The following is an 11779-nucleotide window of genomic DNA, read 5'->3' as shown; positions in this document are numbered from 1 at the left end:
GGTTATTTTCAGAAGTTTTCAAGGAATCCTTAACAACTTCAACCACTTGCGCTTTCGATCTCTCGTCAGCGGGAGGCGAATTCTACAGCGTTACACGCTGCTGTCAACACCTCTTTTTCAACTCCCTTTCGGCTTCGATCAACTGAAGCAACCTGCTGCCGAAAACTGCGCAACTCATTGTTTACCAAGGAGTTTTCCGTTTCGACTGCGCCGGAAGTGGGGCGAATTATAGGCTTCCAGAATCTGCCGTCAAGGGTTGATTTGGNTGCGCAACTCATTGTTTACCAAGGAGTTTTCCGTTTCGACTGCGCCGGAAGTGGGGCGAATTATAGGCTTCCAGAATCTGCCGTCAAGGGTTGATTTGGTTTTCTATCGAGATAGCTAAAAACGCTGCTTATATATAGACGAGCCCGCAGGGAATGCGCAGTATATTGCCCAAAGCCAAGCAACCCCCCTCTTCACATCCTGATTCGGACGATGCCGCGCAATGAATGACCAGCCACGCCCCCTGGCCTCCACCCTGTTCTCGGTTGGACTATTGCTGATAGCCATGGCATCGATCCAGTCCGGTGCCTCCCTGGCCAAAAGCATGTTTCCCGTTATCGGAGCGCAAGGGACAACTACGATGCGCCTGGTGTTCGCCAGCGTGATCATGATGCTGATCCTGCGGCCATGGCGCGCGAAACTCACGGCAAAATCCCTGCGCACCGTTGTCGTTTACGGAATGGCGCTGGGCGGCATGAACTTCCTCTTTTATATGTCACTGCAGACAGTCCCCCTGGGGATCGCGGTAGCGCTGGAGTTCACCGGACCATTGGCGGTTGCTATCTACGCCTCCCGTCGCGCGATCGACTTTCTGTGGATCGCCCTGGCTGCTGCCGGCTTGTTATTGCTTATACCCATGGGAGAAGCGAGCGCGGGGATTGATCTGACCGGTGCCTGTTACGCCTTGGGCGCTGGGGTCTGCTGGGCCGTGTACATTCTCTTCGGACAAAAGGCCGGCGCCGACAATGGCGTGCAGACCGCTGCGCTCGGGGTGATGATCGCAGCGCTCTTCGTGGCCCCTATCGGTATTGTCCATGCAGGCTCTGCCCTGCTGACCCCATCGCTGATCCCGGTAGCGCTTGGGGTTGCCATCTTGTCCACCGCCCTGCCCTACACACTGGAGATGGTCGCTCTGACGCGCATGCCTGCCAGAACCTTTGGCACATTGATGAGCATCGAGCCCGCAATCGGTGCGCTGTCGGGGTTGCTGTTTTTGCAAGAATACCTGTCGTTTTCACAGTGGATGGCCATCCTGTGCATCATCCTGGCTTCCGTCGGCGCCACCATGACCATGGGCAGCACTGCCAAGCCAGCAATAGCAGCGGATTGAGAGTAGATATGACGAAGGTCTGGCATTTGACGCTCAATTAGGCCATGTTTAAACCCGCGCGCATAAAGTCAGACCATGGACATTCAGGATAGGGATGTATCAGAACGCTTCAAGCGCGAGCGAATGCAGCCAGACCCGGGCACAAGACTCGGGAACGCTTAAGGACAGTAATGAAACGAATTTTGCTACTCATCGCCGTACTTGCAATTGCGGGCTGCGCGGCGACGTCAAAGTCCCAGGTCAAACACGGCAAGAAAGGCTTGCACATCAACTGTTCCGGCCTGTCATCATCCTGGGACAAGTGCAACGCCACCGCCACCAACGCCTGCGCTCCCAAGGGGTACAAGGTCATTGCCAAGTCGGGGGACACGGTGGAAGAGCCGGGCGACTATCCGTTTGGCCTCAACCCTGCCGGTTATACCAGTCGCAGCATGATCGTCATCTGCAAATAGGCCGCCCCGTCAGCCCCCCGGGCCTGCGATCTGACGGCCAATCTCATCGTAGCTGGACTGCAACACCGCACGCTGGATCTGCGGTGTAGCCAGCATCCGCGCCACGACCAGCGCACCGATGCACTGCGATAGAATCGCCCAGGCCAGGCTGTCGCTTTGCAGGATCTGCGCCCAGCTCTCCTGAAGCCGACAGATCCAGTGTTCTGCCTGTTGCCGAATCTCCACGTCAGCGCGGGCAATTTCCGCCCCCAAGGCCGGCAATACACAACCGGTGTCGGGGTGCTCGACATGGGACATGCTCAGGTAAAGCTTCAGGCAGCGCTGCAGTTTTTCACGGTTGCCATCCGCCCCCAGGCGCTCCAGGCTTTGACCCAACTCGCGCTCGACAATATTGGCGAACAACTCGTCTTTCGACGAGAAATGACTGTAAAACGCCCCGCCGCTTAAACCGATCGCTTTCATCAGGCCATCGACTCCCACCGTCGAGAAGCCGGATTTCTTGGCTGATAACGCACTGCTTTGCAGCAGTTTCTCTTTGGTCTCCAGCTTGTGACTGGCCGAATAACGCATGCCCTTCTCCCGAATTATATCGCCTTGACGCTTGTCGAATCATAGCATAACGTTCGTTTAGTTAACGATCGTTTACCAAAGGGATCCAGCCATGAGTAACAAGCATGAATAACAAGAAGGTCGTACTGGTTGTCGGCGCAGGTGACGCCACGGGCGGCGCCATTGCCAAGCGCTTCGCCGAAGAAGGTTTTGTCGCTTGCGTGACCCGCCGTAGCGCGGACAAACTCCAGCCGCTGGTGGATGCCATCCACGCCCGTGGCGGCGAAGCCCACGGTTTTGCCTGCGATGCCCGTAAAGAAGAAGACGTGATTGCCCTGGTCGAGCAGATTGAAAGCCAGATCGGCCCTATCGAAGCCTTCGTTTTCAATATCGGCGCCAATGTGCCATGCAGCATTCTCGAAGAAACTGCGCGCAAGTATTTCAAGATTTGGGAAATGGCCTGCTTTTCGGGTTTTCTCAACGCGCGTGAAGTGGCCAAGCGCATGGCCAAGCGTCAACGGGGCACCATTTTGTTTACCGGAGCCACCGCAGGTATGCGTGGCGCCGCCGGCTTTGCCGCATTCGCCGGAGCCAAGCACGGGATTCGTGCGCTGGCGCAGAGCATGGCCCGCGAACTTGGACCGATGAACATTCATGTCGCCCATGTGGTGGTCGACGGCGCCATCGATACCGACTTCATTCGCGACAGCTTCCCGCAGAAGTACGCAACCAAGGACCAGGACGGCATCCTCAATCCCGAGCACATTGCCGAGAACTACTGGTACCTGCACAGCCAGCCTCGCGACGCCTGGACCTTCGAGCTGGACCTGCGCCCCTGGAGCGAACGCTGGTAAGCCCATCCCCATAACAACAAGACGAGCACACCGAATATGAGCAAAACCGTGGAGTTCTACTTTGATCTCGGCAGTCCTGCCACCTACCTGGCTTACACCCAGCTACCAAAGATCTGCGCCGAGGCCGACGCCCGGCTGATCTACATTCCGATCCTGCTGGGCGGTGTCTTCAAAGCCACCGGCAACGCCTCCCCGGCGACCGTTCCAGCCAAAGGCCGCTACATGTTTCAGGACCTGGATCGCTACGCCAGACGTTACGGCGTGCCGCTGAAATTCAATCCGCACTTCCCGATCAACACATTGATGCTCATGCGTGCCGTAACCGGCATTCAATTGCGCCACCCGGAACGCTTCGGCGCCTTCATCGATTGCCTGTTCAAGGCCCTCTGGGTCGACGGCCGCAGCCTTGATGAGCCGACAACCGTAGCGGCTGTCCTGAGCCAAAACGCTTTCGATCCAACAGAGGTGTTGGCCTTAACCTGCGACGAAGAAATCAAGTCCATCCTCAAGCACAACACCGAGCAGGCCGTGCAGCGAGGGGTGTTCGGCGCACCGAGCATGTTTGTCGATAATCAGCTGTTCTTCGGCCAGGATCGACTGGATTTCGTCATTGAGGCCCTGAGCTGAATCTTGACCGATGGATGTCGACACCCAGGCGCCGGCCATAGCGCCTGGGTGTCAGCCGGTCAAATAGCCGCGGTGCGGGTGTTCAACCATTCAAGAGCTGCACCGTCGAGCAACGGGCTCAAACGCTCACGCACTTCGGCGTGGTAGGCGTTGAACCACTGCTTTTCGTCCTCGGTCAGCAGTGACGTCTCCAGGCAGCGGGTGTCGATCGGACACAGGGTCAGGGTTTCGAATTTGAGGAACTCGCCGAATTCGCTTTTGCCTGCCTCACGGTTCATCGCCAGGTTCTCGATGCGCACACCCCAACGGCCAGGACGGTAGGTACCCGGTTCAATGGAAGTGATCATGCCCGGCAGCATCGCGGTTTGCGGTGCCGGGGCTGCCTGATAGGCGATTACTTGCGGACCTTCGTGAACGTTCAGGAAGTAGCCTACACCGTGGCCGGTGCCGTGACCGTAGTCGACGCTTTCAGCCCAGATCGGCGCACGGGCGATGGAGTCGAGCAATGGCGAGAGAATACCCTTCGGAAATTGCGCGCGGGACAAGGCAATCACGCCCTTGAGCACGCGGGTGCAATCACGCTTCTGCTCGGCGGTTGGTGTGCCGACCGGAACCATCCGCGTGATGTCAGTGGTACCGCCCAGATACTGGCCGCCGGAGTCGATCAGCAACAGACCGTCACCTTCGATCACCGCGTGCTCTTCTTCGGTGGCATGGTAGTGCGGCATCGCGCCGTTGGCGTTGAACGCGGCGATGGTATTGAAACTCAGCGATACATAATCCGGACGGCGCTCACGGGCGGCAGTCAGCTTTTCATCAATGGTCAGCTCGGTGATGCGCTCGCGGCCCATGGCGCTGTCCAGCCAGGTGAAGAACTCGCACAGTGCCGCACCGTCCTGCTCCATGGCCTGGCGAATGTGCCCGGCATCGGCCTGGCTTTTCTGCGACTTGGCGAGAGTGGTCGGATTGAGGCCTTCGATCAGTTTGACGCCGCTGCCGAGGTTATCCAGCAAGCCCGCGGTGACCCGCGCCGGATCGACTTGCAGACTCGCACCATCAGGCACCGCCTGCAGAGCGCCAGCCACTTCGCTGTAGTCGCGCAGAGTGACGCCGTCCCGCTCGAGAATCGCACGCAGTTCGGCGCTGACTTTGCTCAAAGCCACGAACAAGGTGGCTTGCTGCTGGCTGATCAGGGCGAAGGAAACGAACACCGGGTTGAACGACACATCGCCGCCGCGCAGGTTGAACAGCCAGGCGATGTCATCGAGGGTGGCGATGAAATGCCAGTCGGCACCACGGGTCTGCAGGGCTTCACGCAGTTTGGCGAGTTTTTCCCCACGGCTGACCGTCGCCTGTGGCGGCAAGTGCTGATAAATCGGCTCGTTCGGCAGGCTCGGACGATCACTCCAGACCGAGTTCAACACATCGATATCGGTGCGCAAACGCGCGCCGCGTTCTTCGAGCTTGCTACCCAGGGTACGTGCCGAGGCCACCGCCATGACCGCGCCATCGACGGCGACCACACCACCCTCCGGCGTTTGCTCGGCCAGCCATTCCAGCGGGCCGGGCTGACCCGGTTGCAGCTTGACCAGTTCGATGCCGCTGCCATTGAGTTCTTTGGTCGCTTGCTCCCAATACCGGCTGTCTGCCCAGACACCGGCGAAATCGGCGGTCACGATCAGGGTGCCGACCGAACCATGGAAACCCGACAACCATTGCCGCCCTTGCCAGTAGCCTGGCAGGTATTCGGACAGGTGCGGGTCGGCCGACGGCACCAGCAGGGCATGAATGCCCTCCCGGCTCATCAGCTCGCGGGTTTGTGCCAGGCGCTGGGGCACCGATCCGTTAATTGAAAACTGCGTATTCATCGTGACTCCTGCTAACCACTATTCATTTTTGTACGACGCCGATCGCGAGCTAGCTCGCACCTACCAGAACGCCGGAGCGCTCGCGACGGCCGCTTTAATCAGTTCTGCCGCTTGATCGATATCCTGCTCGGTGGTGAAACGTCCCAGGCTCAAGCGGATGGTGCGACTGGCTGAACGGGCGTCATGCCCCAGGGCCAGCAGCACGTGGGATGGAGCATTGCTGGCGGAGTTGCAGGCCGAGGTCGCGGAAAACGCGATCGAATGGCCCAACGCCGCCGAATTGAACTCGCCTTCATTGAAGGTCAGGCTCAGGGTATGTGGAATGCGCTGGTTCGGGCTGCCATTGAGGCGCACGCCGGGCAGGCTCAGCAGTTGTTCGAGCAAGCGTTCGCGCAGGCGCACGATCGTGACTTTCTCTGCGTCAAAACAGCCTGCCGCCAAGGTGAAGGCCTCGCCCATGGCAACGATCTGGTGGGTCGCCAGGGTGCCGGAACGCAAACCACCTTCGTGACCGCCGCCGTGGATCTGCGCCTGCAGACGCTGCTGCGCACGCGGGCCGACATACAACGCGCCGATACCTTTTGGGCCATAGAGTTTATGCGCCGAAAACGACATCAGGTCCACCGGCCACTGCGCCAGGTCGATTGCCACTTTGCCCGCGCCTTGCGCTGCGTCGACATGGAATAACGCACCGCTGCCGCGCACCACCTGGCCGATTGCAGGAATGTCGTTGAGCGTACCCAGTTCGTTGTTGACCAGCATCAGCGAGACGAGGAAGGTGTCCTCGCGCATGGCTTCGCTGACCGCTTGCGGGGTGATCAGACCTTCGGCGTCAGGCACAAGATAAGTCACCGCAACACCGGCCTCCTGCAATTGCCGGGCGGTGTCGAGTATCGCCTTGTGCTCGATCTGGCTGGTGATGATGTGACCGCCGGCAGCCGTGCGAGCCTGGGCCACACCTTTGAGTGCGAGGTTATTCGACTCGGTGGCGCCGGAGGTCCAGACGATTTGCTCAGGCATTGCACCGACCAGTTCGGCGACCTGACGCCGCGCCTGTTCGACCGATTGCCGAGCCTGTTGGCCAAAGGCATGGGAGCTGGATGCGGGATTGCCGAAGTTGCCGTTAAAACCCAGACACTCGACCATAACCTTGATGACCCGCTCATCCACCGGCGTGGTGGCGGCGTAATCGAAATACAACGGACGTTTATTCATAAAGGACTCGCAGAGCGTGTTCCGGGATCAGGAAGCTCGTGACTGCAAACGGCAAACGCAGCTTTGTGAGCTGCCTGCGATTTTCAGAACGTTACCAATACCTGATCGGATGCCGTTAAAGAAGTACAACTTCATTTAAAAGTGCGTAGGAACGCTCCTGAAAAGTGAGCTTAACAGGCATCGGGCAACCGGTTGAAGCAATGCGTCAGCTAAAGCTTTCGAGCAGCAACGGATACAAAGAAACCACCAGAAGCGCTGCCATGCCCCAGTTGAACAGGCGCAGCCAGCGGCGGTCCTTGAGGACATTGCGCAGCAGCGTGCCGCAAGCGGCCCAGAGTCCGACGCTCGGCAGGTTGATCACGGCGAAAACGGCGGCGATGACGATCACGTTGGTGAAATAGCCCTGCATCGGCGTGTAGGTGCTGATAGCACCGATGGCCATGATCCAGGCCTTGGGGTTGACCCACTGAAACGCCGCGGCACCCAGGTAGCTGATCGGTTTGGCCTCACCTGTGTCACTGTCCGAGACCGGCCCGGAATGGGCGATCTTCCATGCCAGGTACAACAAATACGCCGCGCCGACATAACGCAGTACGGTATACAACAGAGGATAAGTCTGGAACACCGCGCCCAGTCCGAAACCGACGGCCACCACGAGCAGGAAAAAGCCGCAGCTGATGCCGAGCATGTGTGGAATGGTACGGTTGAAGCCGAAGTTCACGCCGGATGCCAGCAACATGGTGTTGTTCGGGCCGGGCGTGATCGAAGTGACGAGGGCGAACAGGGCGAAGCCCAGCAGCAGGTCGAGTGAGAGCGTCATGGGTGGTGTCCATCTGGGTCAGTCAGGTAGTGACCCTATCGCACACCCTGGGCGAAACCCACGGACAGTTTGGCAAAACTTCTGCCAGTACAGTTTCGCTCAGCTTGGGCGACCGTGTAGCTGTACAGATCGCTCGGCGTTCATTTCGCCACGGCTATCAAATTTGAAGCGTTTGCGCGGCTCGCCGAGCAGTTCGGCCTTTTTTGCGTGGTATTCATCGAAAGACAAGCCACGACGGTTCAACGCCTCCAGCGCCAACTCCTGGCTTTCTTCGGTGGTGTAGGGCCGCAACTCTGGAGAAACATGGCCGGCACATCCGGCAAGTACAGCACTGGCGAGCAGCAGCAAACTGGCGATCAGGGTTTTCATTTTCGGCGTCCTGGCATCTTGTTCGGGGCAATGAACACAGGCTACCCGCGCGTCCGAAGGGACAGAAATCAACGCTTTCAATAGTGGCTATCATGCTTGGGCAATCGTGACGCGACCTGCTCACTCGATTGCACAGCTGCGACGCTGCTGCTCGTCGGGCGTTCGGTGGCACTAAGGGGGCTGGCCTATATTTATCCAGCCGGTAACGGCCAAGGAACCTCTTCCACTCACTACAAGAGAACAGGGAGACCCATCATGAGCGTCAAACCCATTCCAGAGGGCTACCACAGCATCACGCCCTATCTGGGCATTCAAAAAGCCGCCGAGGCCATCGAGTTCTACAAAAAAGCCTTCGGCGCCATCGAAGTCATGCGCCTGGCCATGCCCGACGGCGGCATCGGCCATGCTGAACTACGCATCGGCGATTGCCCGATCATGCTCGGCACACCCTGTGATCAAGGGCCGCTAAGCAATCCGGACAACTCACCCTCCGTGGGTCTGCATCTGTATGTGACAGACGTAGACAAGTCCTTCAAACAAGCCATCGATGCCGGGGCGACGTCGGTGTCCGAGGTCAAGGATCAGTTCTATGGCGACCGTTCAGGAACTTTGAAGGACCCCTACGGGCATCTGTGGTTTTTGGCCACGCGCAAGGAAGACCTGACCCAGGAGCAGATCGAGCAGCGGGCGAAGGAAATGTTCAGCCAGGGTTGATTGCTGCTGCGCATCGAAAAAATCAAAAGATCGCAGCCTTCGGCAGCTCCTGCAAACAGCGTTCACCTGCAGGAGCTGCCGACGGTTGCGATTTTTTATTGTAATGAGAAACATTTTCTTTCATATTACCGTTCGGGTTTTCCAGTCCTCATACGTCTTATCTAGATGCAGTCGGTCGCGTCGGCAAAAGCCACGACCGTACCTTTCATGGGCCTTGATGCTGTGCAACCCACAGCAGTGACCCACTCATCCAGGCAAGACCGCTCATCATGTCAACGAAGTCCCGTTCAAAAATCTGGTTTCTGGTTCATAGCTGGCTGGCACTGCCAATCTGGTTTTTCGTGCTGATCGTCTGTGTGACCGGCACCCTGGCGGTGCTTAGCCAGGAAATCGTCTGGCTGGCCAACCCGCCGATGCGCGCCAGCCAGCCAACAAACGACGCCCCGCTGCTCAGTTATCAGCAGGTCATCGAGGCCATCAATAAAGCCGAGCCACAGACCGTGGTGCAGAGCATCAGTCGTCCCGACGAGTCGCACTTCGCCCTCGATGTCAAAGTCAGCTATCCCGATGGGCGCTCGGTGGTGGTGTACGTCAACCCCTATAGCGGTGTCATCCAGGGCGTCGCCCCCGACTTCAACTTCCGCGCGTTCACCCGCGCGTTGCACGGTTGGTGGCTGGTGCCGTTCACCAATGGATACAGTTGGGGCTGGTACCTGGTGTCGTTTCTCGGATTGCCACTGCTGGCTTCGCTGGTCACCGGGCTTGTGGTCTATAAACGCTTCTGGAAGGGCTTTTTCAGCCCGACCCTGCGTTTTCGCCACGGCGCACGGATTTTCTGGGGCGACTTTCACCGGCTGAGCGGCATCTGGTCGATCTGGTTCATCGCGGTCATTTCCATTACCGGCACCTGGTTCCTGATCCAGGCGTTGCTGTTCGATAACCAGATTTCCATTTCCACCGAAAAGATCATCCCGTCGATGTCCCGCGAAGCCGTGCCGCAATCGGCCGATGGTTCGCCACCGCCACGCATTGACCTCGATCGCGCGATTGAAATCGCCTCGCAGAAAATCTCCGGGCTGGAGGCCAGTTTCGTCAGCCTGCCGGGCAATGCCTACAGCCACCTGGATGTCGGTGGACGCGGTTGGTATCCGCTGATGTTCCAGACCGCCACCCTCAACCCCTACACCGGCGAAATCGCTGCTTCACGATTGATCTCGGACCGTTCGGCACTGGAATTCGTCACCGAGTCCATGCGCCCGCTGCACACCGGGGACTTCGGTGGCCTGTGGATCAAGTTGATCTGGGCGTTTTTCGGCCTGCTGCTGAGCATGATGGTGTTCAGCGGCTTGCTGATCTGGACCAAGCGCACAGCGCTGGCCACCGCCAACGCATTCAAGCGCAGCAACAAAAAACACAAGGGCGCCAAGGCGCAACCGGTCACCAGCAACGAAACGTCGGAGGCTAACCTGTGAGCAAAATCAGCACAGCCCCACAGCCCTCGCGCCTCAGTGTGTTCTGGCACAAATGGCGGTTTCACCTGAACATTCTGTTGTTGCTGATCCCCCTGGGTTTCATGCCCAAGTACTTCGCCGACGAGGCGTTGATGCGCGGTGACAGTGGCCTGGGCGAACGGGAGGTCGGCGACATTCAGGTCGGCCCCTGGAGCCTGCGCCTGGCGGAGTTGCGTAACGCGGCTCCCACGCTCGATGGCCCGGCCGGGTACATGAAGGGCTTCAACGCAGCGCTTTGTGATAGCTGTATCGCACAGGTCAAGGCCACTTACCTGCGCATCGGCAAACCCCGCAGCCTGCGCGCCGCCGGGGTGATTTTCTTCGGCACCCCCTATCGCATGGGCGCGTCGTTGCCCGTCCCGGAAAAGACCACGGCCGATGCCGAGCTGTGGATCACCATGGAAGGCTGGGACGGCGCCATGCATCAGGCCTCCATTCCCTTGAGCCAGGCATCCCCGGCCACCATCGCCTGGCTGAACAAACAAGGAAGCAAACCATGAGCAAGACCTTTCGCCCTCTGCACGCCATCTTGCTGGTGCTCAGCGCCGGCTTCAGCGCCACGGCCCTGGCCCACAACCCGATGTGCGAATGCAAAGCTATCGACGCCGAACAGATCAAATGCACCGGCGGCTTCTCCGACGGCAGCGGCGCGCCAGGGGTGACCCTCGATGTGATCGGCTACGACGAAACCATCCTCGTGCCGGGCAAGCTCGGCGCCGACTCGACCTTGACCTTCAAAAAACCCGGCGCCGAGTTCTATGTGTTGTTCGACGCAGGTCCCGGTCACGTCGTCGAGATTGACCAAGCGGACATCGAGGCACCATGAGTACTCCAACCACCCAGGTGATCCGACCGGCCGGAGCCGGCCATGAAACCCTCTACGTCCTGCTGCTGTGCCTGCTGATCCTCGCGGTCGCAGGTTCCGTGGTGCTCTGGCGCGGCGAGATCCATGAGGTCAGTAGCGTCAGCAGCCACCAACTGGATGCCCGTCGCGACCTCAGTGCTTCCGAGCAAGGCATCTACGCCGATCTGCGTGTGACGCTCGACGAAATCTACCTGCTGCGCCAGGAACAGCAATCACTGCCGACTCCAGAGGTCCTCGCCGGGGAAGGTTTTGCCCCGTTCGCTCAGGATGCCAGCTCCGTCAGCCGGGGCGGTCATGCCTGGCAGTTGATTGAGGCCAGGGCCTACTTCGGCCGTAGCCAGGTGCAGGATGTCGCCGGTTCGTTTCTGATGCGCCTGACTGCAGCCGATGACGCACCGGACATCTGGCTCAACCGCGACAGCCAGGCCACTGCACCGCAAGACCTCAGCGACGCCGCGCTGCAAAGCGCCGGCTGGAAGCAGATTGTCGCGCAGTTCGATGCCGGCGTGACCCGCCAGCACCGGCACTGACCCCCCGCCTTTATCCGAGAGAAGACCGCT

14 protein-coding genes are annotated in these 11779 nt (G+C 59.2%); 9 read left to right on the top strand and 5 right to left on the bottom strand.

Translation table 11 applies throughout. The features are described from left to right. The first annotated feature begins 487 nt into the window (after positions 1-487). On the top strand, positions 488-1375 hold the full coding sequence (gene rhtA, locus ASE98_RS08955; RefSeq protein ID WP_060541015.1) for a threonine/homoserine exporter RhtA: 888 nt from the start codon (positions 488-490) through the stop codon (positions 1373-1375). 170 nt (positions 1376-1545) lie between these two features. Further along, the gene (locus ASE98_RS08950) at positions 1546-1827 is read left to right on the top strand and encodes a hypothetical protein (RefSeq protein WP_060541014.1); all 282 of its coding nucleotides are present in this window, start codon (positions 1546-1548) and stop codon (positions 1825-1827) included. Positions 1828-1836: 9 nt separating this feature from the next. Here the strand turns inward: ASE98_RS08950 and ASE98_RS08945 are convergent, their stop codons facing one another. After that, positions 1837-2397, bottom strand: coding sequence for a TetR/AcrR family transcriptional regulator (locus ASE98_RS08945; RefSeq protein ID WP_060541013.1), 561 nt, complete (start codon positions 2395-2397; stop codon positions 1837-1839). A gap of 104 nt (positions 2398-2501) precedes the next feature. Here ASE98_RS08945 and ASE98_RS08940 point away from each other — a divergent pair, with 104 nt between their 5' ends. Both ASE98_RS08940 and ASE98_RS08935 read left to right on the top strand, forming a co-directional pair. Beyond that, the gene (locus ASE98_RS08940; RefSeq protein WP_060541012.1) at positions 2502-3230 is read left to right on the top strand and encodes an SDR family oxidoreductase; all 729 of its coding nucleotides are present in this window, start codon (positions 2502-2504) and stop codon (positions 3228-3230) included. A gap of 36 nt (positions 3231-3266) precedes the next feature. Then, entirely contained in the window at positions 3267-3857 is a 591-nt protein-coding gene (locus tag ASE98_RS08935) for a 2-hydroxychromene-2-carboxylate isomerase (protein ID WP_060541011.1), read from the top strand. A gap of 59 nt (positions 3858-3916) precedes the next feature. Here the strand turns inward: ASE98_RS08935 and ASE98_RS08930 are convergent, their stop codons facing one another. From ASE98_RS08930 to ASE98_RS08915, 4 genes are all read right to left on the bottom strand, one after another. Further along, positions 3917-5725 (bottom strand): aminopeptidase P family protein, encoded by a 1809-nt coding sequence (locus tag ASE98_RS08930; protein WP_060541010.1) that lies wholly within the window; start codon positions 5723-5725, stop codon positions 3917-3919. Positions 5726-5785: 60 nt separating this feature from the next. Continuing rightward, the gene (locus tag ASE98_RS08925; protein WP_060541009.1) at positions 5786-6940 is read right to left on the bottom strand and encodes an aminotransferase class V-fold PLP-dependent enzyme; all 1155 of its coding nucleotides are present in this window, start codon (positions 6938-6940) and stop codon (positions 5786-5788) included. A 205-nt stretch (positions 6941-7145) separates the two neighbouring features. Then, positions 7146-7760: a LysE family translocator gene (locus tag ASE98_RS08920; RefSeq protein ID WP_060541008.1), complete on the bottom strand. Its 615-nt coding sequence runs from the start codon at positions 7758-7760 to the stop codon at positions 7146-7148. A 99-nt stretch (positions 7761-7859) separates the two neighbouring features. Next, positions 7860-8129 carry a hypothetical protein gene (locus tag ASE98_RS08915; protein WP_060541007.1) on the bottom strand — a complete coding sequence of 90 codons (270 nt, stop codon included), beginning with the start codon at positions 8127-8129 and terminating at the stop codon, positions 7860-7862. A gap of 255 nt (positions 8130-8384) precedes the next feature. Between ASE98_RS08915 and ASE98_RS08910 the strand changes: the two genes are divergently transcribed. From ASE98_RS08910 to ASE98_RS08890, 5 genes are all read left to right on the top strand, one after another. Next, positions 8385-8843, top strand: a complete 459-nt coding sequence (locus tag ASE98_RS08910; protein ID WP_060541006.1) for a VOC family protein — start codon at positions 8385-8387, stop codon at positions 8841-8843. A 269-nt stretch (positions 8844-9112) separates the two neighbouring features. Continuing rightward, the gene (locus ASE98_RS08905; protein WP_060541005.1) at positions 9113-10315 is read left to right on the top strand and encodes a PepSY-associated TM helix domain-containing protein; all 1203 of its coding nucleotides are present in this window, start codon (positions 9113-9115) and stop codon (positions 10313-10315) included. Further along, positions 10312-10854, top strand: a complete 543-nt coding sequence (locus ASE98_RS08900) for a hypothetical protein (RefSeq protein WP_060541004.1) — start codon at positions 10312-10314, stop codon at positions 10852-10854. Before ASE98_RS08905 ends, ASE98_RS08900 begins: the two co-directional genes overlap by 4 nt. After that, the gene (locus ASE98_RS08895; RefSeq protein WP_060541003.1) at positions 10851-11180 is read left to right on the top strand and encodes a hypothetical protein; all 330 of its coding nucleotides are present in this window, start codon (positions 10851-10853) and stop codon (positions 11178-11180) included. The genes ASE98_RS08900 and ASE98_RS08895 overlap by 4 nt, the downstream gene beginning before the upstream one ends. Further along, positions 11177-11749: a DUF6162 family protein gene (locus ASE98_RS08890; RefSeq protein ID WP_060541002.1), complete on the top strand. Its 573-nt coding sequence runs from the start codon at positions 11177-11179 to the stop codon at positions 11747-11749. The genes ASE98_RS08895 and ASE98_RS08890 overlap by 4 nt, the downstream gene beginning before the upstream one ends. Positions 11750-11779: the final 30 nt, after the last annotated feature.

Source organism: Pseudomonas sp. Leaf48 (assembly GCF_001421885.1).
Classification (GTDB): Bacteria; Pseudomonadota; Gammaproteobacteria; order Pseudomonadales; family Pseudomonadaceae; genus Aquipseudomonas.
The sequence above is the reverse complement of the archived record's forward strand: the minus strand, read 5'-3'. Positions and strand labels throughout refer to the sequence as shown.